This is a genomic window from Streptomyces sp. NBC_01471, from assembly GCF_041438865.1.
Classification (GTDB): domain Bacteria; phylum Actinomycetota; class Actinomycetes; order Streptomycetales; family Streptomycetaceae; genus Streptomyces.
The window spans coordinates 3,367,979-3,390,023 of sequence record NZ_CP109450.1 but is presented as its reverse complement, the minus strand read 5'-3'; the positions used below and the strand labels follow the sequence as shown (position 1 = coordinate 3,390,023).

Below are 22,045 nucleotides of genomic sequence, written 5' to 3'. Positions count from 1 at the left end.
CTCATACCCCTTCCAGATAGAGGGTCGCCGTCTCGGCCTTGGTGCGCTGCGGGGGCTCCACCGCGATGCCGACGATCCGGTACCGCTCGTCCTGCGGCTCCTGGTGCCACAGGTCGCGCAGCCGCAGCCGGATGCCCGCGCCCAGCAGCGCCGGGCTGATCCGGCCGTCCAGCCGCACGGTGATCTCCGGGATGACCTCCGGCATCCGCTGACGGGCCAGTTCCGCCCCGGCCAGGGAGCGCAGCGTGGCCTCGTCGGTGACCCCGCTGTGGTCCGACGTGGACTCCAGACGCGGCCAGCCGTCCGCCAGGTCCCCGGGCGACTCCACGGCCACGGTGAGCGGCTGGGACTCCTCCGACTGGTCCGTGTTGGGCGAGTCGCCGCGCGCCACCCACACATCGGCCTGCACGGTCGAGTCGGCCGGCAGGCTGTAGGTGATGACCTGGCCCGGATGGTCGAGGACGATGTCGAAGGAACTGGTGGTGATGGTCGGGTGCCCGAGCTGGAGCCGCTTGGCGCGGCGGCCCTCGGCGTCCCGGTAGCAGTGCACCCGCCACTCGAAGCCGTCCGCCAACTGGGCCTGTTGGTCGAGCAGTTCACGGATCCGGGTGAGTGAGGAGTAGGCGAGGACGCAGTCCCGGGCCACCCCGGACATCTCGTGCCCGAGCTGGATGCCGATGTCACCGCCCGGCTGCTCCTGGGCGTGTGCCACCAGCAGCCGGGCGATCTCGAACTGGTCCAGCGCCGTGTACGAGACGTCCTGCGCGAGGATGCGGTGGTCCAGGTAGGAGTCGAAGGTGCCGGCCTGGAACTCGACCTGGACCCGGCCGCGTTCGTCGGACGACGGGGTGCAGGTCCACAGCACCCCGCCCCACCAGATGTCGCCGTCGCGCTCCAGCCACACCGCGGTGCGGCCGGGCACCAGCGCGGCGCGGGCCCGGCCCGCCAGCGCGGCGTCCGGCAGCGGGACCGTCGCCGACAGCGAGCCCGACTTGCCGATGTAGTCGTCGAACTTGGTCTCCGTGAGCGGCAGTACGTCCAGGACACGGTCGGTGCGCAGGTCGCAGAAGACCGCCCGGTAGACAGGGGTGAGCGGGGTGTACGCCGTACGGGGCGAACTCGTCACGCCGCCCTCCTCAGAGCATCGGGTCGACGCGGACGAACCGGTTGTCGAACCAGTGGTTGTTGGTCGTGGCGCTGGAGGAGTACGCCGAGACGGCCGCGTACTGGGCGCCCGCCACCAGCCCGGTGACCGGGAAGACGGTGCTCACCGACTGGCCGCCCCGGCCGGTGTCGATGGCGGAACGGGTCTCGTCGGCACCCAGGCCGGTGACCAGGACGCCGTCCTTGCGGATGTTCGCGGACATCCGGCCCCAGCCGGCGTCGATGGACGGCTGGCCCTGGAAGCCCACGGTGACCAGGACCTTCCCCGACACCGGCGCGGTGAAGGTGGCGGTCACCGTCGGACCGGTGGTCGCGGTCAGCGCCTCGGACCAGGTGGTGGTCTTGCAGTTGCCGCCGTCGTTGTTGTACGCGAACGCCGGGCTCGGCATGGCGAGGGTCCAGGCAGTGCCGCTCCAGCGCTCCAGACGGCCGTTGTTGTCCCGGTACTGGCCGACGTAACCGCCGGTGGCGAGCTGCCCGGCCGGGGCGATCCCGCAGGTCTGGCTCGGGTAGCTCACCCACTGCGAGCCGTCCCAGCGCTGGAGCTGGCTGCTGATGTCGCGGTACTGGCCCGGGTACGCGCCCCCCTCGGCGGTGTTCCCGTACAGCGGCAGGATGCCGCCGGCGGCGACGGTGCTGGTGCGGAGGTTCGCCACGGCGCTCGCCCAGGCGATGCCGCCGGTGCCGACCGACGCGCCCGCCGGGATCTGCACGGTCGCCAACGGCAGGGCGGCGTCGGGCGCCGCCGGGGCCTGCGGGGTGCCGGCCGGGCTGCCCTGGACGATCTCCAGGACGGCTTCGGTGCGGCCGGTGTTGTCGTACTGCGCGTCGTAGATCCGCAGCACCACCAGGTCGACGCGCGGGTTGTTGGCGTCACCGTCGGCGAAGACGACGGTGGTGTAGTCGGTGAGCACGACCGGGTAGGCGCCGGCCGCCGCGGTGCCCTGGACGACGGCCCGGCCGGGGGCGACGGTCGCGGTCATGCCGGCGGTGGAGCTGAAGACGTAGAACGCGGACATCAGGGACTTGCCGTCGGGCGAGCCCGGGATGATGCCGCCGCGGCTGGTGAGTCCGCTCGTCGGGGTCATGGTGCCGGTCGGGGCGAGCCGGGTGTCGGAACGGGACTGGCCGGACTCGGCGTCGGTGCGGTTGACGAGCCATGCGCTGCGCACGGGCATGAGGTCCTCCTGGACGGGGCTGCGGGACAGGGCGGAAAGAAGCGGAATGCGGTGAGGGAGAAGTGGGAGAGAAACGGCGGAGCGCAAGAGGGAGGCGGCGGGCGGGGTGGTCACCAGTGCCCGTCGCGCCAGCGGACGGTGACCGAGGCGCCCGGGGACGGGGTCGTGTCGTCCGAGCGGAACGCCAGGTCGGTGGTGCCCGGCTCCAGCTGGAACAGCTGCTCGGGTGAGGAGTCGGGGGTGGCGGTGTAGATACGGGACGCGGTGTCGTTGAGCAGCACCGTGCCCGTCTCGGTGTCCACCGTGAGGACGTCCCCGGCACCGAGCGCCAGGTCGTACTGGAGCTGGCGCCCGTCGGAGAGCCGGGTCAGCGACGGCCGCTCCACGGGGCCGCGGAACTCCACGACGGGCCGTACGGAGGCGCCGCCCCCGTTGACCGCGGTGATCGATCCGGCCGCGCCGGCCGCGCCCCAGTCCAAGGGCCATCGCAGGCCGGAGCCCGCGGTGTCGTCCCAGGTCAGACCGGACTCGCCGACGGGCAGCCCGGTGACCGCGTCGTGCAGCACGGTGCCGTAGCGGCGCGGGTCGGTCGCCGTCCACTGGAGGCTGACCTTGGCGAACCCCTGGAGGGCGTACGAGCGGTCCTGCGGGACGACCCTGCGGCTGACCCGGGCGCGGACCGCCAGGGTCTCGCCCAGCAGCCGGACGGCGAGCCAGCGTTCCTGGCCGTCGGGGCCGGTCGCGGAGCGGAACGCCCTGGCGGTGGCGAGCGGGTCGGTGCCCGCCGGTGGGGCCAGCCAGACGGTCGCGCCGATCAGCCGGGGCTGGGCCCAGCGGTCGCCGGGCCAGGCGCCGTGCTGGTCGGGCCTGAGCACGTCGCCGAGGTCCAGCTCGGGCAGGTCGTCCCAGCCGGTGATGCCGGTGCGGTCCACCGGGTAGGGCGTACCGGTGCCCATGAGGAGCCCGCCCCACTGGATCTGGCCGTCGAGGGTGATCAGGGAGCCGGGAGTGGAGTCGTCGGAGAGGGCGTTGACGGGCGGGAGGGTGGAGACGGTATCGGCCATGTCGGGCCGTCACCTCGCTTCGGGCTTGGTGTACGGGCGGGGGCGCCGCCGGGACGGGACGGGGCGGGTGCGATGGGGCGCGGGGCGCGGTGGTGCAGGGGTGTGCGGCACCGGCCGGTGGAGTACGGCGGGTGTGGCTGGGGGTACGTGGTGCGGGCCCGGGACGCAGGTGGTGGTGCGGGGCGCGCCCCGGGTGTCAGGCTGCGGTGCGGTGCAGGAAGAGCAGGTCGTCCGCGATGGTCAGCGGGCTGCTGCCTTCGCGCTCCTCGTAGACGCGGGCCCCGGGGCGGCCTGCGAAGAAGGCGGGCCCGGTGGTGGCGGAGGCGCCGGACGGCGCGGGGAGGAAGCGGCCGAGCGAGCTGAGCGGCTGGACGGCGGAGGCACCCGGCACGGCGGCCGGCAGGACGACGCCACCCTCGGCGAGCTGCGGGATCTTCGACAGGTGCACGCCGAACTTCTTGCCGAAGAAGCTGAAGCTCAGGTGGTTGAGCCCGTCGATGATCCAGTTGGCGAAGGCGATCAGGCCCTTCACGGGCCCGGTGATGACCCCGGCGACGGTCTGGATGCCGGTGGACAGGAAGTTCCCCATTCCGTGCAGCGTCTTCGACATGGCGTCGCGTACCCGGGTGAAGGCGGAAGGGAGCGTCTTGGCCAGCCAGTTGAGGACCGGCTGAATGACACCTTTGAAGCCGTTCCAGGCGCCCTTGACGATTGAGGTGACGGCGTGGGTCGCTGCGGAGATCGCGTTTTTCGCGCCGTTGATCCCGGCGCTGATCGTGGAGCCGAGCGTCTTCAGCACGGATCCGACGGTCTTCTGTACGCCGTCGAACACCTCGGAGACGGTCTTCGCCCAGCCCTCGATGACCGGTGCCATGAACGCCCAGGCCACCTTGAAGCCGTCCAGCGCGGCCTGGAAGACCTGTTGGATCACCTTCTGGCCGGTGGACGAGTTCACCGCGTAGTCGACGAGATAGGCGACCAGCGGGGTGAGGACACCGAGAATGAACCCGAGCGGGTTCGCCTTCATGGCCGTGTTGATCGCGGTCATGGCGATGGAGCCGAGCGTCATGGCGGTGCCGAAGAGGGTCATGAACTTGGTGATCTGCGGGGTGTGACTGCCGAGCAGATCCGTCACCGAACCGAAGACCCCGGCCCCGGAGGCGAGGGCTCCGAGCACGCCGAGCGGGCCCCGGATCCTGGTGGCACCGGCCCGGATGCGGGTGGCGGCGGTAACGGCCGATGTGCCGGTCCTGCGGACGGAACGGCCGGCCTGCGTCGTTGCCGTACGCAACTGGCGCAGCGCCGGTGCGGTGGCGGCTGCCCGTGTGGCCATCGTGCGGACGGGGGCCTGGACCCCGACGAGCCCGCGCCGCATGGTCTGGACGGCGGTGCCTGTCTGGAGGGCCACGGTCCTGAAGGTGTTCAGGGAGGCGGCGGGGCGGGCCCCGCCGGACGTGGGGTCCCGCCGGGAACGGGTCATCCCCGGGCCTTGGACAGGAACAGCAGGGCGGAGGCGGTGTCCTGGAGGTTGCTGCTGGTCGCCTCGTAGTACTGCTCGATGTAGAAACCGCCGTCGGTGGCGGTGGCCCCGGTGCCGGTCTGGCCGGCGCGCGTGGTGTGACCGAGCAGTCGGCTCAGCTTGGAGAGCGGCAGGACGGCTTCGGCCTCACCGGCCTCGGCGACGATGGTGTGCACCCCGCCGTTCCGCGGCTGAACGATGCCGCCCTGGGCGAGCCGGGGGATGGTCGGCAGATGGATGCCGAAGGATTTTCCGCCGACGAGCGGCACCCAGCCCGGTACGGAGACCCGGATGCCGTTGAGTTTGCCGATCGCCGAGTTGATCAGACCGATGACGGCGTTGATCGGGCCGGTGACGGCTCCCTTGATGGCGCCGAACGCGTTGCCGGCGATGGACTTCAGGCCGTTCCAGGCGCTGGACAGCTTGCTCCTGACGGTGGTGAAGGCTGCCGGCACGACGCCCTTGATCCAGTTGACCACCGGCGAGATGACGGACTTGATGCCGTTCCAAACGGTGGTGACGACCTTCTTCACGGCGTTCATGGCCGTGGTGATGATGGACTTCCAGAGGTTGAAATAGGTCTTGATGACCGTTGCGACGGCCTTGACGACCACGGAGACGGCCGTCTTGATCCCGTTCCACACCTTCTTCATCAGCGCACCGGCGGCCTGCATGATCGGGCCGACGGCCTTCATTACGCTGGTGATGACGCTTTTGATGACGCTGAAGGCGGTGTTGAGGATCTTCTGCATGGTCTTGGACTGCATCGCCATGTCCACGACCTTGGCGATGAGCGGCGCCAGCAGCGCCATGAGGACGCCGATGAGGTTTCCCTTCATCGACTTGTTGAGCCCCTGCATGCCCTTGTCGGCCTTGGCCGCGCCGGTCTGGAACTTGCCGATGCCGGTCCCGCCGGTCTGCCCGGACTTGCCGGCCTTGGTGACGGACTTCTCCGCCTTGTCGGCGGCCAGTTGAAGCGACTTCAGCTCCTTGGCGGACTGCTGGGATGAGGACTTGATGCTGGTGATACCGCTGTTGCTGCTCTGCGCGCTCTGCTTCAGGCCGCTTGCCGACCGGCTGGCCTGATCGAGGTTGGTCTTGAAGCCGCGGAGACTGTCGGATGCCTTCTTGAGTGTGGCTGTGAACGCCATTCCATGTCCGATCGTTCATCGGCCTGTTCAGCCGACCGGCTGGCGGCCGGAGGGTGGAGGAGGGGTGTACGGAACGGTCAGGCGAACTCGGCGAGAAGCCCGTCGACCTTGGTGTGCAGGCTGCCGATCGCGGTGTCGAGCTTCCGGGTTGCCGTTTCGATTTTCGAAATTGATGAACGAGCTGCGTCGGCGTTGATCTGTTCGGTCAACTGAGCGCGAGCCGCCGGATTGTTGTTGACCTGCGACAGAGACACGAACGGAGGGTCCGGGTCCTGCTTTTTAACGATCTTGGAAAATCCCATTTTATTTTTCTTGACTTCGAGATTCGCCTTGTCCAGCAACCCCGCGATGAATGACTTGAAGTCGAAGATTTGCAGCCCCAATAGTCCTGCGGCGGCAATGATAAATCCGGTCGTCCCCTTTATGGAGATAGCGGAGGGCTTCATTTCTTTGAGAGCGTCCGTGAAGTCCTTGCTCGTGAATTGCGTCACCAGGGACTTCAGGGTCTCTACTACGTCCTCAGCGCCCCCGCGTGACGAAGAGGATCCTTCGGTTCCTCCGCTGGAGGAGGGGTCTGCGCCCATGTTGAGACTTCCTTTCGGCTGATATGAGGCCTTTGCCCTCTTTGAAATGTGAACTTACTGTGCTGCCACTGGAGGCGGTGTGTTGCTACAGTTGGTGTTTTGTGCGCGCCTCATCGCGCGAGGCGAAAATGGAGGCCCCGTGTTTATTGTTGTCGGCGTAATATTCTTCATTTCTCTTGTGGTGCTTCTGGGTTCTGGAATTCCTTTTCTTGCGCAGGCTCCTCTGCGGAAAAGAGGAGTGGTTGTTGATTCGACGGTGGTACGCCGATCCGTTCCACGAGACGGAAAGATCGACGTGGAATACATGTACATCACCCAGGAGCGGGAGCGGCACACTATTTGGCAGCGCGGCTGCTCTCAGTACCCGCAGGGGGGTGAGCGAGTCATTTACGATCCGCAGAATCCCAAGCGAGCCGATTTTGCGATCTTCATGTCCCGGAACCCCAGGAAAAAGATTGTTTTCCTGGCGATTATGGCGTCGGTGACGGTTGTCGCGCTCGTGCTGCTCTGTATTGGCTTGGTGATCTGACCGGCTTCAGTTGGGGTGAGGGCGGGTGTGACGGCATGGAGCCGGAACGCAAGTACTGCGAGGCGTGGACGTGTTTTTCATGGTTCTCGCGGCAGCGGTAACGGCTGTGGTGTGGGCGGCGGCGCTTCTGACGGCGGACTCGTTCGCCGACGATCACGATCGCCCTCAGCACCGCAGGGACGCCCGCCCGGCGTCTGTGGGGTGTTGTCGGCATTTCTGGGGCCGGCGGTAGCGCACGGGTGAAGTAAGTGCGGGTAACTTATTTCCCTGCGGTGGTATTTTCAGTCCTCGGTAGAATTTCTCTTCCCTGGCGGGAGCACTGGGAGGGAATTGTTGTGTTTATTTTCTTGCTTTATGTACTGCCGCTGGTGTTTTTAGGGCTAGGGCTTTACGGTGTGCGCGACCGGTGGATCCTCAGGAGAAGAGGAGTCCGGACCGAGGGCAGCTGTGGCGGTACGAGCTGGAACGCGAATATCATGTCGATTGATGTCTTTTATCGCGATGAAAAGCGAGAAAAGCACTATTTCACGATAGCGCCGGAGGATCTCGGACCTACGAGCGACAAGTCCGTAGTGGGCGTCGTGTACGACCCGCATCACCCAAGCAGGGCGACGACGGAAACGGCCTTGAGCAAACCGCTATGGAGCGTTGCTGAGGGGCCCTTGGTTATTGTCGGTGTGTCTCTGGCGGTGATGTTTACCGGGGTGATCTGGTGGGCTTTCCATTCCTGACGCACCGGATTCCGACGGTGTTGTTGATGGCGATAATCGCCAGTGAGCCGGCGCGTCGCGGATGCCGTCTGGGGAACTGCGATGTGCGCCCGTTGGAGCTTCACGAGAAGAGCATTCCGGATCGAGGGCCAGGCGCGGAGTGCGCATTCATGCGGATCTGATGCGCATTCATGCGGATCAGACCGGGGCGAGCCTGGTGGTAGTACCGTCTGGCGAGGCGGCTTCGGGATGTGGCGGGCCCGGGGGAGAGTGCGGGCATATGCGGCGGTACTCGCCTGAATACAAATAACCCGTGAGGGGTGGGCGTGTTTTTCCTAGTTCTTGCCGCAGCGGTAATGGCTGTGGTGGGGGCGGTCGCGTTGCTGATAGCGGATTCGTCCGGATGGCGTCGGCGGGTGCAGCTGGAAGTGCCGTGTTCGGGTTATGGGATGGGCCGGTTCTCCAAGGGCGAGACGCGCTACGACCTGGGTCCTGTCGTGTACGAAGGCAGGGTCCTGCGGGGTGCGTTGTATGGGCGGGGTTTGGGGATATCGGTGGGTCAGATGGTCGAAGTCGATCTCGATCCGATCGCACCGGCCCGTATGTATCCGCGTGGCGGGATGCCGCGCTTTCCGCACTGGGTCGCATCTCTCGTGTACGGCGGCTGCGGGGTACTGCTGGCGGGGCTGGGGCTGGCCATTGCGGCGGTATGAAATCCAGCACCCACCGACGTGTTGGGCTTGTCGCGCACAGCTCCGAGGATTGCGGAATTTCTCTTCACCGACAAAGCGACGTTGAAGTTCCCATGTCAGTGCTCGGCGGAGCCTGGTGCCCTGATCTTGGCGATGGCGGCCCGCGCGATCTTCCGTGTCCGGCGCCACCTTGACGTCTCGTTGGCAGAACTCGCCCTGATCCGCCGGCTGTTCCCCCTGCTTCAGAGGAACGGCCAGCGGGATCCCTGTTCCGTCAGCTGAAGAAGTGCGCCAGTTCCGACGGGCTCGGTTGGGCCGGTGGTGGGATGGCGCCGGACGCGGTCTCGTCCATCGGTTCCCGCTCGGCCGGGTCGCCCGGGCGTGGTACCGGTACTGGCTGTTCCGGCGGATCGGACTCCCCGTCGCCGTTGACGACGGAGAACATCCAGTTGGCCGCGGCGAGATGGTCCACGACCGCGGCCAGCAGGTAGTCGGTGACTCCCCAGTCCGCTGTCTCGCCGTCCGTGTCGCGGATGGTGGCGCTGTCCCGCGGCAGATGCTTGATCAGGATCGCCAGCCGGCGGGAGGAGAGCCCGCCGCGGTGCCAGTCGAGCAGGTCCACCCCGTAGTGACGGAGCAGGTCGGCTTCCAGAGCCTCGGCGTGTTCTTCGGCGAACGCGACGAGGCTCAGTCTTCCCCCAGGCCGAGCCCGGTCTCCTTGCCGTACGCCTCCAGGATGGCGGCGATGTCCTGCATGGTGACGTCGAGCTGGGCGAAGCGGGCGAACTGCTTCTTGCCGAGGAGGAGTTCGAGCAGGCCGTCGACGTCGTTGTCGTCCAGGCCGCGCAGCGCCCCGGCCGTGGCGCGGGTCAGCTCGGTCGGCAGCTCGTAGGTGTCGCCGTCGAGTTCGAACGACCAGGTACGGCCGAGCGCCTCCATCCGCTGGGCGCGGGCGGTGTTCACGTCGAAGGGGGCCATGGGGTCTCCGTTTCGGAAAGGGGCCGCGCCCGCCCGTCCCGGCGGGACGGGCGGGCGCCGCGGTGAAGTCTGAGCGGGTGGAGCGAGCCGTACGTACCGCGCGATCCGGTCACGTACGGAGAAACTGAGTTATGGAGTTACGGAGTGGAGCCGGGGTGCCGGGGCCGGGCGGACCGGTTCCGGCACCCCGTGGAGCGCCCCCGGAGCCCGGGGGAGCGGGGTCACACCAGGGCGTACGACGGGTCCTTCATGACGAAGGTCGCCAGCGGCTGGGTCTCGCCGGAGGACAGCGCCGTGAAGGTCACGCCGAGGGAGGCCGCGGCCTTGCGGGCCAGCTTGATGTCGTCCGACGCGGTGACCTGGCCACGCGGGATGACGAAGCGGTAGGTGACGTCCGCGCCGTCGTGGAACTCCAGGCCGAGTGCGCGCTCGTCGAACTGCGGGCCGTCCGGCACGTTGTACGTGTAGACGCCCGGGTTGGTGGTGGCGTTCACCGCGGTCACGGTGTCACCGCCCATGAAGAACGGCAGGGTGTCCTCGTTGAACTGGAGCATGGCGAACTTCAGCGTCAGATCACGGTCCGCGTAGATGAAACGGGCCGGGCTGACCGCCTGCCACGTCTCCACCGGGTCGAGCTTGTCCTTCTTGGAGAAGGTCACGCCGTCGGTGGAGGTGTATCCGAGGTCCCGCCACACCGCGCTGTCCCAGTCGGCCGACGGGTCGGCCGAGAACGCGGTCGGCGCGGGAGTGCCGGCCGGGGCCACGAGGATGCGGCCCGTACCGGCGATGCGGATCTCGGACGAGTTGTTACCAGCCATGAAGGTGGCTTCCTTTCCAGGGAGTTGCCCCGTGTGGGGCCGCCGTGTCCGGGGCGGATACGGCGAAGGCCCCGCCGTTCGGTTCGGCGGGGCCCGGTTCAGGGGGAGGCGTGACGCGGCCCGGTGGGCCTGTGCGTACGCGGGATGGGGTCCGTACGGCGGAGGCGGTCCGTATCGCGGAGCGACCGGCCCGGCTGGTGCGACCAGCTGGTGTTGGTGCTGCCGGACGGACGGTGGGCTGTGGTGCCGTGCCGTGCCGTATGGGCGGCGAGCTGTAGTGCCGTGCCGTGCGGGGGGTGGCGCTGCGACGTGTCAGCCGGGCGGACGCTGAGGCGCGCGGTGTCGTGTCAGTCCGTGCGGACGGTGAAGCGGAGGATGCAGACGTAGCGGTTGGCGCCCGCGTAGATGTAGTCGGGCAGCCAGCGCGGCCCGTCCTCCTCGGTCACATCGCTGACGAACGAGGTGCCGAAGACGGTCCCGGTCGCGGCCAGCAGGGTGGCGCGGGCGGCGTTGGCCAGAGTGTGGGCCACCGACTTCTGCGGCCCGTAGACCTCCAGTTGAATCAGCGGCTGGTCCACGTGCAGGTCGTCGATCCAGGCCCCGCCCATCCGGGAGATCAGCACGGCCTGCTGCGTCCCGTCGAAGCCGGCCGGCGGCGCGTCGTCGACGTACGCGCCGGCCAGCTCCGGACGGGTCTTGAGCAGGTCCCGGACGATGGCCTGTACGTCCGGGAACGTGCCCGGCGCGGATGAGGGCATGGTGGTCACTCCTTTGTACGGGTCGGGGTGGACGTCCGTACGTACGACCCGTACGCACGCCGGACACGAGAGCGGCGGAGCCGTGCCACCCGGAGGGAAGGGGGCACAGCTCCGCCGCTGCAGCCATAGTGATCGATAGATTGCGTGCGCGCAACCAACTGGGGTTCGGTGGGCCGGGTCTGAGGGTGTGGGGCCCGAGGGTGGGGGGCGGAGTGTCGGGCTGTCATATCCGGGGCGCCCGGGTGGGCGCTGCGTTACCCTGAGGCCCGATTCGAACGCTAATTCGAGCAAGGCCGAACGTGGCTATGCGTAAGGACGGTGGGTTCGTGACGACGAACAGCGAATGGAGGCCGGTCTCCGGCGGTGAGCAGTCGTGGTGACCGGAGGGCCGAAGGAGCGGCTGGCCGATGTGATGGCTGCCGCGGTCGAGGTGGCCGTGGATTCGGCGCAGGCCGGCCGCTACACCGGAGAGGTGGGCCGCACCCTGGCTGCGGTCGTGGGTGAGGTGGGGGCCCGGATTGCCCGGGACGCCGAACTCCGCGGCTTCTCCAGCGGCTGGCAGGAAGCGATGGCGGCGGGGCCCGCCGCGGTACGACCTCGCCGACCCGTCGAAGCTCCCGTCTGACGGACGACGGCGCCCTCTCGCCCTCTCGCCCTCCCGCCTTCTCGCGGTCCGCGCATCGAGGCCTCTGCGGTATGCCGCGCGCCCCGCGGTGCGCCCGGGACGCCCTGTGCGTGCGCCGTGCGGCGGGCTGTCGACCTCTGCCCGGGTGGCCGGCGCCCACCGGCGGCGGGTACGCGAACGCCCCCGGTTCCCTGCGCGGGACCGGGGGCGGTGCTCTGTGCTCTGTGCTCTGTGCGGAGGGGCTTCGTCCGTCTCGGCTGTCAGCCCCGTCGCGCGGGCTCGGGCTGCGGGGCGGGGGAGGTGGTCGCCGAACGGCGTCCGGGCGGGCGCCGGGTGGCGCGTTCGGCGGCGAACACGTGCTCAAGACGGTAGAGATGGCGCCTGCCCTGCTGCCCCGATGGCCGCAGATGGCCGAGCTGCACCCACTTCCTGATGGTCGCCGGCACCACCCCGGCCTCCTGGGCGGCAAGGGTGCTGGTCACCAGGGTGACGTCGGCGAGAGAGGCGCACGGGCGCGGTCGCGGGCTCATCGGTGACCGCCTCCCGCCGGAACGGCGGAGTCCTCGACGCCGGTACGGGCTGCCTCGACGGCCGCCCAGGCGTCCCGCTCCCAGAGGTGGCGGAAGGCCGGGTCGGTGGCGCAGTCGCACTCCGCGTCGCCGCAACGGCAGCCCGGGTTCACGCACAGCACGGCGTCCCGGTCGGGGAAGGCGCGCAGCGAGACGGAGTCGCACCACGGGCAGCGCCCGGACAGCCGGGCCATCGTCTCGGTCTCGCCCAGCGCCCGGGAGCAGCGCCGGGCCATGCGGCGCAGCTCGTCGCGGGCGTGTCCGGCCAGGCTGGGGTCGGTGGCGGTGCGGCCGAGGAGCGCGGCGACCCGGGCGAGACGTTCGGGTACGGGGGCGCGGCGCGGGCGGCCCATTCCGAGCCGGTCGAACAGCGCTTCCTCCAGTTCGACCACGCCGTCGGTGATGTCCCGCAGAGCGTCCGAGATGTGCAGCCGTACGGGGGCGGCGGTGTGGCCGGGGACGGTGAGTCCGTGCTGCTGCTCGTTGCGCAGGGCCTCGGCGCGTTCGGCGGCCGTTGCCGCGGCCCGTGCCGCGCGTTCGGCGGGCCCGGGGACGTGTCGTACGGCGGTCGGCCGGCTGCCTGCCGAGGGTGCCAACTCGTCCAGCAGATCGGGGAACTGGCGGATCAGCAGGTCGGCCCAGAGCCCGGCGTCGCGGGCGGCGTCCTCGCCGTTGCCGCTGGTCCGCCCGCCGCCGGACTCCCCGCCCCGGGTTCGCGGGGGGTCGGCGTGCGGTGCGGCGGCTCCGGAAGCCTTCTTCTCACTCATCGCGGGCCTTTCTGCTCCGTGTTTCTGGGGTCTGGGGTTCTGCGGGCGTGGTGGGTTCTGCGAGTGCGGTGGGTTCTGCGGGTGGTGCGGACGGCACGGTCCGTACACGGCCGGGTGCCGGTTCAGGCGGGGGCGCGTCGTCGCGGGCGGGGTGTCAGGGCGACGGTCCGGCCGTTGCGCCAGAGGCGCCCCGCGCACACCCCGTCGAACCAGCTGGACGCCGGTGCCACCGTCTCCTCACACTGCTGGGCGACCGGGCAGCGGGCACAGGCCGTGAGGGCGGCCGCCGCCTCGACCGGACGCCGGGCGAAGACCGCCTCCGGGGGTAGCCCCAGGCAGGCGGCCGATCTGGTCCAGGTGTCCGAGGGGAGGGTGAGCAGGGACGGATCCATGAATGCTCCTGATGCGCGAACGGTGGTACGGGACAGAGGCGGTGGGGACGTACGGGAGGGAACCGGCGTCGCCGCAGACTGGCAGATTGCGCGCGAGCGCGCAACGAAGAAATGCGGAGAGATGCCTCCCGGGTGACTGCGGAGGGTGGATCCAAGATCGCTGAGCGTGTGAAAGGTGCTCCATCTCGACAGAACATCCACATTGCGCACGCAAAAGCTCATAATTCCGCGCGCGCAAGCGCGGTAACGTGGGACTCGCTTCGGAGGGAGGCGAGGGCCCGTGACCGCCAATGAACTGGACCAGTTCACGGCCTGGATCGAGGATGTGATCCGTCGGCGTGGATACGACATCGACAGTCCGCGTGGCGGTGGTAAATCACGCCTGGCCGACGAGGCGGGCGTGCACCGTGCCGCCATCACACGGCTGTTGCAACGGCAGAGCATGCCTGATCTGGAGACGATGCGCCGGCTCGCGCACGCTCTGGACATTCCTGTGCGGGAGATGCTGATCCGCTCCGGGCGGCTCACGGAGGACGAGTTGCCGCTGCCGCCGGTCCACGACGATCTGGAGCGCCGGTCCGCCGGCGCCAAGCGGCTCACCCTGGAGGAAGCCGCAGCCGCTCTCGGGGTTCCGCCCGAGCAGCGCGAGATGTTCCTGCGGGTGGCGGGGCAGTTCCTGCCCGGCGAACCGGTGGAGCGGGACCTTCCCGCCCGGCGGGCCCGGAGGGGCTGAGGCGCCGCCGCGCCCTGCCCCCGCTCGATCCCGCGCCGGCCCGCTCAACCCCGCCCGGCCCGGCCCCGTCCAGCCCTACCGCCTGCTCCGTCCCGTACGCGGGCCGCGACTTCGTGCCGCGCCGGTACGGTCCGACGCACCGCAGCCGTCGCCGTGCCCCCTCATGCCTCCGGACGATGGGGGTGCAGGGGCGGAGGGCTAAGCTGTCTCCGGTCCGCTCCTTGGGGGAGTTGCCGGTAATCATCGGAAGTAAGCGCCGGTGGTGGGCGTGGCGGTCGCCGGAAGGGGGCGGGGCGTCGGGCCGCCGTTCATGGGGGCGGTAACGAAGGGGACGTCAGGAAGAGCCACGCATGGTCGAGGGCGAGAAGGGCTCCCGGCAGGCGAACGGCTCATCCGGGGGTGCGCCGCGTCAGCGGCGACCGGCAGCACCGGACGCGGGAGGGGGCACGGGCCAGCCTCCCGGCGATCTTGCGCAACTGCTCGCCACCGTCGGCGCGCTGCTGGAGGGTCACGCGGCGGACGACCTGGTGGTCATGGTGCGCGAGGAGCTGGAGCGGCGCGAGTTCACCGCGTACGGGCGGGGATGGCGCGATGCGGCAGCCCAGTACCACCAGCTCGCCGAGTGGGTCGGCTTCGTCCAGGCGGGCGAGACCGGCGACCGTGTCCCAGGGCAGGCCGCTGTCATCCCCTTTCGCCGCAGGGAGCGGTACGACCGGCCGGATTATCCCCAACTGCGGCCACGCGCCGGGGGTTCGGTCCCTGCCGACCCGTATCGCGACACCTACGGTGACCACGCCGGAACCCGGCGCGACGACCACGTCCCCGAAGCGCGGACGACCCCGACCGCGATGGACCAACCGAGACAGGACCAACCGAGACAGGACCAGGCGAGACCGGACCAACTGAGACCGGACCAGGCGAGACCGGACCAACTGGGTCCGGATCAAGCGAGACCTGACCACCCGAGACCGGACGCCCCGCGACCGGAGCCCCAGCGCGCGGGCGTGCACCGTACGCCGTCGCCTCCCGCCGACCCGGTGGAGGCGGGCCCGGCGGTCCCGCTCGGGACGGTGCGGGCAACGCCGCCCGACCCCCGGCCGCCCCGCGGCTCCCGGTTCCGGCCGCCGGTGCCGGACACCGCCGTCACCCCGCCGCCCCGTCCTGCTTTCGCCCCCAAGAACCGCCGTTCCAAGGTTCCCACCATCCCGCGGCTGTCCCGCCCGCGACGCAGGGACCTCCCCGACGCGGAGGGGTGACCGGGGTCGGCTCCGGGTGCCGACCGTCAGCTGTACTGGCCGTCAGCTGGACCGACGTCAGGCGTATTGACCGTCAGGCGCAATGACCGTCAGGTGTACTGGGCGCGTCAGGTGTACTGGGCGTCAGGCGTGCCGGTTGTCAGGCGGGCCGGGCGTCGAGTGGGCGCAGTGCGTCGACGATGAGGTCGAGGAGCCGCCCGATCTGTTCCGGGCTGTTGCTGGCCGTCGTGGAGAGGAAGACGCCGAGGAGCAGGGCGGTGACGTCCTCGGGGTCGACATCCGCGCGGAACGCACCTGTCTGAGCCCCTCCCGCGAGGATCGCCGCGAGGGCGGCCGTGATGCGCTCCCGCGTGGTCGGTGTCGCCATGCTTCCCGACGCCCAGCCGGCGCGGAGCGTGTCGATCATTCCGCGCTTCGTCGCGACGAACGCCGCGTACCGGTCCATCCACGCACGGAGAGCCGCCTCGGGCGGGAGTTCGGTGAGCAGGGCGGCGGCGTCGTCCGTGACGTGGTCGAGTTCGGCGGCGTAAACGGCCTCGACGAGCGCCTCGCGGGTGGGGAAGTGGCGGTAGAGCGTGCCGATGCCGACCCCGGCCTCGCGGGCGATGGCTTCGAGCGCGACCGTGTCGTCGGCGGCCGTGAAGGCGGCCCGTGCGGCCGCGAGGAGTTTTTCACGGTTCCGCCGCGCGTCGGCGCGGGCCGGGCGTGCCGCCCCGGCGGGCGGGGTTGCCTGGGTGCCGGGCGGGGCCGGTTCGGAGGAAGACAAAACGGAGGGACCTCCGGTAGTGCTACAGTGGATTAACGGAGACTCCTCCGCTTTCTCCATCATCGCATGAGGACGGGATTCCATGACCTCCACAGGCAGCTCTTCTCCCAGCACCCCCTCTCCCGGCACCACGGCCACCGGCACCACGGCCACCGGCGTCCCGCGCCCCGGAGGCCCCGGCCTGCTCGCCGGCCGCACCGTCTCACGCATCGGCTATGGCGCGATGCAACTGGAGCGTCTGCGGGGCGATCGCGCCGCAGCTGCCGCCATCCTGCGGCGCGCGGTCGAACTCGGCACCGACCACATCGACACGGCCCAGTTCTACGGAGACGGTTTCGCCAATGAAGCCATCCGTGAGGCGATCCGCCCCGAGGACGGGGTCCTCGTCGTCAGCAAGGTCGGCGCCACCCCTGACTCCGGAGGGCCCGTGCCGCTCCGTCTCGCGCAGCGGCCCGAAGAACTGCGGGCGAGCGTCGAGGACAACCTCACGAGCCTCGGCCTCGACCAGATCCCGCTGGTGAATCTCCGCCGCACCGACTCCGGACCCGGTCTGCGGGCCGAGGGCGACCAGGTGGTCGACCTCGACGACCAGATGGCGGTCATGGTCGCGATGCGCGACGAGGGAAAGATCGGCGCGATCGGACTCAGCAGCGTGAGCCTGGACGTCCTGTGCCGGGGCATCCCGGCGGGCATCGCCTGTGTGCAGAACGCCTACAGCCTGGTGGCACGCGACAACGAGGACATGCTTGACCTCTGTGTCGCCGAGGGCATCGCCTGGGTGCCGTACTTCCCGCTCGGCAGCGCGTTTCCCGGTATGCCGAAGGTGGCCGAGGAGCCGGCTGTCGTGGCCGCGGCGCAGGCCCTGGGCAGTACCCCTTCGCAGGTCGGTCTCTCCTGGCTGCTCCACCACGCCCCGAACGTCCTCCTCATCCCGGGCACCGCGAACGCGGGGCACCTTCAGGCGAACGCCGCCGCAGGGGCGATCGTGCTCGACGAGGCGACGCTCGCCGCCCTGGACGCCGTCCCGCACCGGCCGGGAGACATCGCGCTCGGGTGACGGTGACCCCGGCCGTCACGTGGCCGCCCCTCATACGGCCCCGGCCGTCACGTGGCCCCGCCCCTCATATCTCCCCGCCCCTCAAGTGACCGTGCCCGTGCCCGTGACCGTGCCCGTCACTTGATCCCGGTGGTCGCCACGCCCTGCACGATCCGCCGCTGGAAGACCAGGAACACCGCGATCAGCGGCAGGAATCCGAGCACCGAGGACGCCATGACCTCCGCGTACTGGATGTTGCTGTTGTTCACCAGGGACGCCAGACCCACCGGGATCGTCTGCGACGTGGTCTGGTTCAGCACCAGCAGCGGCCACAGGAACGCGTTCCACGAGTTGATGAACGTCAGGATCGACACCGTCGAGACCGCCGGGCGGCAGATCGGCATGCAGATGGTCCAGTAGACCCGCCACCAGCTCGCCCCGTCGATGCGTGCCGCCTCGATCAGCGGTACCGGAATGCCCTTGAAGAACGCCTGGAAGATGAAGACCGACACCGGCGCGGCCACCGACGGCAGGACCAGCGCCCAGTACGTGCCGAGCAGATGCAGCGACCGGTACTCGATGAACTGCGGCAGGATCAGCGCCTCGGTGGGCAGCATCAGCCCCGCCGTGACCAGCGCCAGGACGGCATTGCGGCCGGGAAAGCGGAGGAAGGCCAGGGCGAAGCCCGCCATCGAGCAGAAGGCCACGGTGAAGACCACCGCGAGGACCCCGATGACCAGGCTGTTGAGGTACCAGGAGCCGATCGGATAGGTGTCCCAGGCGTACGCGTACGCGTGCAGGGACCAGCCGCCGGCGAAGGGCGACGTCGGCTTCGCGGTGATCGAGCCGTCCGGGCGGAGCGAGGTGATGAGCGCCCACGCGAACGGGACCAGCCAGATCAGTGCGAACAGGGTGAGACAGACGGCGCAGAGCCGGTTGAAGAGTTGCGCCCCGTTGACAGTGGGCGCCGCGGACGAGCCCCGCGTGCCGCCCGGCCGCGGCCGGATGATGCTGGTGATGCTGCTCAAGGTGTCCTCCGCTCAGGCCGCGGTGCGGGGCGCGGCCGGGGTCGCGGACCGGCGGCGCAGCGCGTACCAGGCTGTCGAGATCGCGACGATGATGACGAAATAGACCATGGTGGCGGCGGCGCCGTAGCCGCCCCGGTAGGAGGTGAATCCGGTGTCGTAGATGTACTCGATGACCGGCCGAGTCGACTGCGCCGGACCACCGCCGAGCAACAGGTAGATCTGGTCGAACACCTTCAGCGAGGCCAGGATCTGGAGGATCAGGACCAGCCCGGTGGTCGGCCGCAGCAGCGGCACGGTGATCAGCCGGATCTGCTGCCAGGGGCTCGCCCCGTCGATGGCGGCGGCCTCGTACACATCCGGCGGGACGTCCTGGATCGCGGCCGTGTAGAGGACGAAGTTGAAGCCGAACGTCCACCACAGCGTCATCAGGATCACCGCGGTCCAGCCGCCCGACGTGCTGCCGATGAAATCGGGCACCGGCAGGCCGACCGCACCGAACAGCTTGGGAAACAGCCCGACTTCGGGTGTGTACATCCACAGGAAGATCAGGGCGACCACGGACGACGGCACCACGTACGGTGCGAAGAACGCCAGCCGGTAGAAGACCCGGCCGCGCCGTACCCGGGACGCGAGGATGGCGAAGAGCAGCGCGAGGACCACCAGCAGCGGGGTGGTGATCAGGGTGAACAGCACCGAGTGCCACATCGCGTCCCAGAAGAGCGGGTCCCGCAGCACCTTGGTGTAGTTGGACACCCCCACCCAGTCGCCGAGGCCGTCCTTGACCGTGGTCGTGTTGAAGAAGCTCAGCACGATGCCCATCAGCAGCGGACCGGCCAGGAACAGCAGGTAGACGACCAGGAACGGGGTGCTGAGCAGCAGGCCCGCCCGCCGGTCGGAGCGGGGCGACCGGCCGCGCGCCGTCCGTACGGGTGCGGGGCGCCGGGCCGGCCGTGTCGAGGCGACGGTCGTCATGGAACTGCCTCCTACTTCATCGTGACCGGTGGTCGGGCCGTCGTGTACCGCTTCAGATCCGCCCGCATGGCGGAGACGGCCTCCTTCGGCCCGAGCCGCCCCGCCAGGACCTCGATGACGGTCGCGCCCACGGTGTTCTGGAAGTCGGAACCGGCGCCGGTGTACCAGGCGACCGGGTCGTACCGCGCGTTGAACGCCGCCTGTACGTAGTTGCGTTGCGGAGACTGGCCGAGGAACGCCTTGCTGCGCTGACTGGGCAGCCAGGCCGGCACGTGGCCGCCGTGCGCCCAGGTGGCACTGTGGTCGAGCAGGCTCTTGATGAACTGCGCCGCGTGCGCGGTCCGTGCGGAGGAGCGCTTCGGGTTGCGCGGGACGACGAGCGCGTGCGAGTCCGCGTACGCCACCGGCTCGGGGCCGAGCAGCGCGGGGAACGGCACCACGTTGAAGCGGAGGCCCTTGACGAGCCGGTACGAGGGGATCTGCCACTCGCCGTCGAACAGGAAGCCCGCCTTGCCCGTGCTGAACAGGGCGTTCGCCCCCGACCCGTTGAGGCTCCTCGGCATCAGGCCGGGCCCGGTCAGGCTCTGCATGAAGTCGAACGTCTCCTGCATCGCCCCGGCGTCGATGTCGATCGTGGTGCCGGAGCCGGTGACGACGGGGCCCGCGAGCCCGGAGTAGATCATGCTGAACCAGCGCCAGGCGGTGGACGGGTCGGCGGTGATGGACATCGCGGCCCCGTACCGTGCGCCCGCCTCCTTCATCGCCTTCACGGCGTCGGTGAAGGCGGCCCGGCCCTTCATCGGCTTCAGCCCGTCACCGGCGGCGTTGAGCAGGCCGGCCTTCTTCGCCAGGTCGACGTTGTAGAAGAGGACGAACGGGTGGGTGTCCAGCGGCACCGCGTACGCCGTGCCGTTCACGGTCGCCTTCTTCCAGGCCGCCGGAGTGAACCGGTCCGGGGTGACGCCCAGTTCGGTGACGCCCGTCTCGGCCACCGGCTCCAGCAGGCCCGAGGCCGCGAGCAGCGGGAGCCGGGACAGATGGGAGATGCCGACGTCGGGCGGGGTGCCGCTCGCCGTCGCCAGGGCGAGCTTCGTGTAGTACGGGTTCCCCCAGCCCAGGATGGTCGCCTCGACCGTCGTCCCGGGATGCTCCGTGCGGAAGGCGTTCTCCATCAGCGCCATGTTGGCGCCGTCGCCGCCGGTGAACAGGTTCCAGAAGACGACGTCGGCGGGGTCGGGCTGAGAACCCGTCAGGCCGGAGGCCAGCGGGGATGAGCACGCGGACAGCCCGCCGGCCAGGGTCAGGCCGCCGCCGAGAGCCAGGAAGCGCCGGCGCGCCATCGCTCCGCTCATGGGGACATTCACCTCGTCCATTCGATGTGAACTCGATGGCGGAGACCTTGGCACACGATTTGCATCGATGTAAATAGTTCGGTGCGAGGGAGGCGGCCGAGAGGGGGTGGCGGCCCGGGTCAGCCGGTGTGCGGGCGCTGCGAGGACGCGCGGACGACCAGCCGGAAGGGGGTCGACTCGCGCCTGGCCGCTCGCGAACCGGCGTCCTCGCCGCCCGGCTTCCGGTTGGTCTGCTCGTCGAGCAGGGTGAGGGCGCGCTCGGCGATCACGTCCAGGTCGGGGGCGACCGAGGTGAGCGGCGGGTGGGTGTACACCGCCTCCGGGACGTTGTCGATGCTCGCCAGGGCGACGTCGTCGGGCACCCGCACGCCGGAGCTGTTCAGCGCGTGCAGGGCGCCGACGGCCAGAGCGTCGTTGAAGGCGAAGATCCCGTCCGGCAGCGGGCCGCTGCCTTCCAGGAGCTGCCGCACGGCCTCGTACCCCTGGGCCCTGTTCCAGTCCTTCACCGGAGCGACCAGCCAGTTCACCCGGCGCACCCCGGCCGCCGACAGGGCCTGCTGGTAACCCTCGGCGCGCTGGCGGCCGTTCTCGCTGCCGTTGCGGCCGAGCGCGACGATACGGCGGCAGCCCTGCTCCACGAGGTGCTCCACGGCGGTGCGGGCGGCGGCCACGTTGTCGATCCCGACGCGCGGGAAGCGGTCGCCGACATCGTGCTCACCCAGCATGACCAGCGGAAAGTCCGGAGGGCTGGCCGCGACGTCGGCGGCCGGCACGGTCAGGGCGCTGAACAGGACGCCGTCGGCCACATTGGTCAGGCCGCCCGCGAGGATGCGCCGTTCCGTCTCGCTGTCGCCCTCCGTCGACTCGACCAGCACCGTGATCCCCCGCCGGGCCGCGGCCCGGATGACGGCCTGGGCCAGCTCGGCGAAGTAGGGCTCGGCGAGGAAGGGCACGGCCAGCGCGACGAACCCGGTGCGGCCCGAACGCAGGCCGCGGGCCAGGTAGTCCATCTTGTAGCCCAGCGCGTCCAGCGAGTGCTGCACGCGGGCGCGCATCTCCGGGCTGACGTGTGTGTAGCCGCTGACCACATTGGACACGGTCCGCACCGATACACCGGCGTGCTCGGCCACGTCCCGCATCCGTACCCTGCCCACCGGCGTGCCCCTCTCGGTCGGTTCCCGCCGGTGGCGTCCGGCGTCCGTGCATGCGTTTCCGTCGGTCCGTGCACCGGCCCGGGCGCGGGTCCACGCAGGATCCCTACGGCGATCCCTGTAGTGATCCGTGCGTCGATCCGTGCTTCGATCCGAGCTTCGATCATTCCTTGCATCGATGCAAAGCTTCACTCATGATGAGCGGAATTCGATTGTACGAAACCCGATGGCCGGTCAGGCAGAAGGAGGAGCC

25 protein-coding genes are annotated in these 22,045 nt (G+C 69.7%); 7 read left to right on the top strand and 18 right to left on the bottom strand.

The genetic code is table 11. The features are described from left to right. Nucleotide 1 precedes the first annotated feature (1 nt). The 6 genes from OG285_RS14825 to OG285_RS14800 all read right to left on the bottom strand — a co-directional run bounded on the left by OG285_RS14825 (nucleotide 2) and on the right by OG285_RS14800 (nucleotide 6,660). A complete protein-coding gene (locus tag OG285_RS14825; RefSeq protein WP_371791189.1) occupies nucleotides 2–1,126 on the bottom strand; it encodes a hypothetical protein in 1,125 nt (374 codons plus the stop codon). A 10-nt stretch (nucleotides 1,127–1,136) separates the two neighbouring features. After that, on the bottom strand, nucleotides 1,137–2,342 hold the full coding sequence (locus tag OG285_RS14820) for a hypothetical protein (RefSeq protein ID WP_371791188.1): 1,206 nt from the start codon (nucleotides 2,340–2,342) through the stop codon (nucleotides 1,137–1,139). Between the two features lie 110 nt (nucleotides 2,343–2,452). Beyond that, on the bottom strand, nucleotides 2,453–3,406 hold the full coding sequence (locus OG285_RS14815) for a phage tail protein (RefSeq protein ID WP_371791187.1): 954 nt from the start codon (nucleotides 3,404–3,406) through the stop codon (nucleotides 2,453–2,455). A gap of 196 nt (nucleotides 3,407–3,602) precedes the next feature. After that, the gene (locus OG285_RS14810; RefSeq protein WP_371791186.1) at nucleotides 3,603–4,886 is read right to left on the bottom strand and encodes a hypothetical protein; all 1,284 of its coding nucleotides are present in this window, start codon (nucleotides 4,884–4,886) and stop codon (nucleotides 3,603–3,605) included. Then, on the bottom strand, nucleotides 4,883–6,076 hold the full coding sequence (locus OG285_RS14805; protein ID WP_371791185.1) for a phage tail protein: 1,194 nt from the start codon (nucleotides 6,074–6,076) through the stop codon (nucleotides 4,883–4,885). The genes OG285_RS14810 and OG285_RS14805 overlap by 4 nt, the downstream gene beginning before the upstream one ends. Nucleotides 6,077–6,153: 77 nt before the next feature. Continuing rightward, on the bottom strand, nucleotides 6,154–6,660 hold the full coding sequence (locus OG285_RS14800; protein WP_356826101.1) for a hypothetical protein: 507 nt from the start codon (nucleotides 6,658–6,660) through the stop codon (nucleotides 6,154–6,156). 139 nt (nucleotides 6,661–6,799) lie between these two features. On the opposite strand from OG285_RS14800, the gene OG285_RS14795 reads away from it, so the two are divergent. From OG285_RS14795 to OG285_RS14785, 3 genes are all read left to right on the top strand, one after another. Then, nucleotides 6,800–7,189 carry a DUF3592 domain-containing protein gene (locus tag OG285_RS14795; RefSeq protein ID WP_356826099.1) on the top strand — a complete coding sequence of 130 codons (390 nt, stop codon included), beginning with the start codon at nucleotides 6,800–6,802 and terminating at the stop codon, nucleotides 7,187–7,189. 335 nt (nucleotides 7,190–7,524) lie between these two features. After that, a complete protein-coding gene (locus tag OG285_RS14790; RefSeq protein WP_371791184.1) occupies nucleotides 7,525–7,920 on the top strand; it encodes a hypothetical protein in 396 nt (131 codons plus the stop codon). Nucleotides 7,921–8,219: 299 nt separating this feature from the next. Next, the gene (locus OG285_RS14785; RefSeq protein ID WP_371791183.1) at nucleotides 8,220–8,612 is read left to right on the top strand and encodes a hypothetical protein; all 393 of its coding nucleotides are present in this window, start codon (nucleotides 8,220–8,222) and stop codon (nucleotides 8,610–8,612) included. A 253-nt stretch (nucleotides 8,613–8,865) separates the two neighbouring features. Here OG285_RS14785 and OG285_RS14780 read toward each other — a convergent pair whose 3' ends face one another. From OG285_RS14780 to OG285_RS14765, 4 genes are all read right to left on the bottom strand, one after another. Further along, entirely contained in the window at nucleotides 8,866–9,213 is a 348-nt protein-coding gene (locus OG285_RS14780; protein ID WP_371791182.1) for a hypothetical protein, read from the bottom strand. Between the two features lie 65 nt (nucleotides 9,214–9,278). Next, entirely contained in the window at nucleotides 9,279–9,569 is a 291-nt protein-coding gene (locus OG285_RS14775) for a hypothetical protein (protein WP_371791181.1), read from the bottom strand. Between the two features lie 221 nt (nucleotides 9,570–9,790). Beyond that, a complete protein-coding gene (locus OG285_RS14770) occupies nucleotides 9,791–10,387 on the bottom strand; it encodes a phage tail protein (protein ID WP_356826089.1) in 597 nt (198 codons plus the stop codon). A gap of 347 nt (nucleotides 10,388–10,734) precedes the next feature. After that, nucleotides 10,735–11,145: a hypothetical protein gene (locus OG285_RS14765; RefSeq protein WP_356826087.1), complete on the bottom strand. Its 411-nt coding sequence runs from the start codon at nucleotides 11,143–11,145 to the stop codon at nucleotides 10,735–10,737. A 376-nt stretch (nucleotides 11,146–11,521) separates the two neighbouring features. Between OG285_RS14765 and OG285_RS14760 the strand changes: the two genes are divergently transcribed. After that, complete coding sequence (locus OG285_RS14760) at nucleotides 11,522–11,770, top strand: hypothetical protein (protein WP_356826085.1); 249 nt, start codon at nucleotides 11,522–11,524, stop codon at nucleotides 11,768–11,770. A 260-nt stretch (nucleotides 11,771–12,030) separates the two neighbouring features. Here OG285_RS14760 and OG285_RS14755 read toward each other — a convergent pair whose 3' ends face one another. The 3 genes from OG285_RS14755 to OG285_RS14745 all read right to left on the bottom strand — a co-directional run bounded on the left by OG285_RS14755 (nucleotide 12,031) and on the right by OG285_RS14745 (nucleotide 13,498). After that, the gene (locus OG285_RS14755; protein ID WP_371791180.1) at nucleotides 12,031–12,300 is read right to left on the bottom strand and encodes a hypothetical protein; all 270 of its coding nucleotides are present in this window, start codon (nucleotides 12,298–12,300) and stop codon (nucleotides 12,031–12,033) included. Further along, nucleotides 12,297–13,106: a hypothetical protein gene (locus OG285_RS14750; protein WP_356826081.1), complete on the bottom strand. Its 810-nt coding sequence runs from the start codon at nucleotides 13,104–13,106 to the stop codon at nucleotides 12,297–12,299. Before OG285_RS14750 ends, OG285_RS14755 begins: the two co-directional genes overlap by 4 nt. A gap of 122 nt (nucleotides 13,107–13,228) precedes the next feature. Beyond that, entirely contained in the window at nucleotides 13,229–13,498 is a 270-nt protein-coding gene (locus OG285_RS14745; RefSeq protein ID WP_356826079.1) for a WhiB family transcriptional regulator, read from the bottom strand. A 280-nt stretch (nucleotides 13,499–13,778) separates the two neighbouring features. Between OG285_RS14745 and OG285_RS14740 the strand changes: the two genes are divergently transcribed. Further along, on the top strand, nucleotides 13,779–14,231 hold the full coding sequence (locus OG285_RS14740) for a helix-turn-helix transcriptional regulator (RefSeq protein WP_356826077.1): 453 nt from the start codon (nucleotides 13,779–13,781) through the stop codon (nucleotides 14,229–14,231). A gap of 350 nt (nucleotides 14,232–14,581) precedes the next feature. Continuing rightward, a complete protein-coding gene (locus OG285_RS14735; protein WP_371791179.1) occupies nucleotides 14,582–15,487 on the top strand; it encodes a hypothetical protein in 906 nt (301 codons plus the stop codon). 139 nt (nucleotides 15,488–15,626) lie between these two features. Here OG285_RS14735 and OG285_RS14730 read toward each other — a convergent pair whose 3' ends face one another. Continuing rightward, on the bottom strand, nucleotides 15,627–16,253 hold the full coding sequence (locus tag OG285_RS14730; RefSeq protein ID WP_371791178.1) for a TetR/AcrR family transcriptional regulator: 627 nt from the start codon (nucleotides 16,251–16,253) through the stop codon (nucleotides 15,627–15,629). A gap of 82 nt (nucleotides 16,254–16,335) precedes the next feature. Here OG285_RS14730 and OG285_RS14725 point away from each other — a divergent pair, with 82 nt between their 5' ends. Beyond that, nucleotides 16,336–17,310 (top strand): aldo/keto reductase, encoded by a 975-nt coding sequence (locus OG285_RS14725; protein WP_371791177.1) that lies wholly within the window; start codon nucleotides 16,336–16,338, stop codon nucleotides 17,308–17,310. Nucleotides 17,311–17,426: 116 nt separating this feature from the next. Here the strand turns inward: OG285_RS14725 and OG285_RS14720 are convergent, their stop codons facing one another. The 4 genes from OG285_RS14720 to OG285_RS14705 all read right to left on the bottom strand — a co-directional run bounded on the left by OG285_RS14720 (nucleotide 17,427) and on the right by OG285_RS14705 (nucleotide 21,780). Beyond that, on the bottom strand, nucleotides 17,427–18,317 hold the full coding sequence (locus OG285_RS14720; protein ID WP_371791176.1) for a carbohydrate ABC transporter permease: 891 nt from the start codon (nucleotides 18,315–18,317) through the stop codon (nucleotides 17,427–17,429). A gap of 12 nt (nucleotides 18,318–18,329) precedes the next feature. Beyond that, the gene (locus tag OG285_RS14715; RefSeq protein WP_371791175.1) at nucleotides 18,330–19,289 is read right to left on the bottom strand and encodes a carbohydrate ABC transporter permease; all 960 of its coding nucleotides are present in this window, start codon (nucleotides 19,287–19,289) and stop codon (nucleotides 18,330–18,332) included. Nucleotides 19,290–19,300: 11 nt separating this feature from the next. Then, nucleotides 19,301–20,641, bottom strand: coding sequence for an extracellular solute-binding protein (locus tag OG285_RS14710; RefSeq protein ID WP_356826065.1), 1,341 nt, complete (start codon nucleotides 20,639–20,641; stop codon nucleotides 19,301–19,303). Nucleotides 20,642–20,760: 119 nt separating this feature from the next. Beyond that, entirely contained in the window at nucleotides 20,761–21,780 is a 1,020-nt protein-coding gene (locus tag OG285_RS14705; protein WP_371793532.1) for a LacI family DNA-binding transcriptional regulator, read from the bottom strand. Between the last annotated feature and the right edge of the window lie 265 nt (nucleotides 21,781–22,045).

What these genes read in the sequence shown, in the direction of transcription:
- OG285_RS14745 (WP_356826079.1), bottom strand. Translation starts at nt 13,498, where the DNA reads ATGGATCCGTCCCTGCTCACCCTCCCCTCGGACACCTGGACCAGATCG.
- OG285_RS14715 (WP_371791175.1), bottom strand. Translation starts at nt 19,289, where the DNA reads ATGACGACCGTCGCCTCGACACGGCCGGCCCGGCGCCCCGCACCCGTA.
- OG285_RS14725 (WP_371791177.1), top strand. Translation starts at nt 16,336, where the DNA reads ATGACCTCCACAGGCAGCTCTTCTCCCAGCACCCCCTCTCCCGGCACC.
- OG285_RS14775 (WP_371791181.1), bottom strand. Translation starts at nt 9,569, where the DNA reads ATGGCCCCCTTCGACGTGAACACCGCCCGCGCCCAGCGGATGGAGGCG.
- OG285_RS14770 (WP_356826089.1), bottom strand. Translation starts at nt 10,387, where the DNA reads ATGGCTGGTAACAACTCGTCCGAGATCCGCATCGCCGGTACGGGCCGC.
- OG285_RS14750 (WP_356826081.1), bottom strand. Translation starts at nt 13,106, where the DNA reads ATGAGTGAGAAGAAGGCTTCCGGAGCCGCCGCACCGCACGCCGACCCC.
- OG285_RS14705 (WP_371793532.1), bottom strand. Translation starts at nt 21,780, where the DNA reads ATGCGGGACGTGGCCGAGCACGCCGGTGTATCGGTGCGGACCGTGTCC.
- OG285_RS14820 (WP_371791188.1), bottom strand. Translation starts at nt 2,342, where the DNA reads ATGCCCGTGCGCAGCGCATGGCTCGTCAACCGCACCGACGCCGAGTCC.
- OG285_RS14815 (WP_371791187.1), bottom strand. Translation starts at nt 3,406, where the DNA reads ATGGCCGATACCGTCTCCACCCTCCCGCCCGTCAACGCCCTCTCCGAC.
- OG285_RS14735 (WP_371791179.1), top strand. Translation starts at nt 14,582, where the DNA reads ATGGTCGAGGGCGAGAAGGGCTCCCGGCAGGCGAACGGCTCATCCGGG.
- OG285_RS14755 (WP_371791180.1), bottom strand. Translation starts at nt 12,300, where the DNA reads ATGAGCCCGCGACCGCGCCCGTGCGCCTCTCTCGCCGACGTCACCCTG.
- OG285_RS14765 (WP_356826087.1), bottom strand. Translation starts at nt 11,145, where the DNA reads ATGCCCTCATCCGCGCCGGGCACGTTCCCGGACGTACAGGCCATCGTC.
- OG285_RS14800 (WP_356826101.1), bottom strand. Translation starts at nt 6,660, where the DNA reads ATGGGCGCAGACCCCTCCTCCAGCGGAGGAACCGAAGGATCCTCTTCG.
- OG285_RS14810 (WP_371791186.1), bottom strand. Translation starts at nt 4,886, where the DNA reads ATGACCCGTTCCCGGCGGGACCCCACGTCCGGCGGGGCCCGCCCCGCC.
- OG285_RS14805 (WP_371791185.1), bottom strand. Translation starts at nt 6,076, where the DNA reads ATGGCGTTCACAGCCACACTCAAGAAGGCATCCGACAGTCTCCGCGGC.
- OG285_RS14710 (WP_356826065.1), bottom strand. Translation starts at nt 20,641, where the DNA reads ATGAGCGGAGCGATGGCGCGCCGGCGCTTCCTGGCTCTCGGCGGCGGC.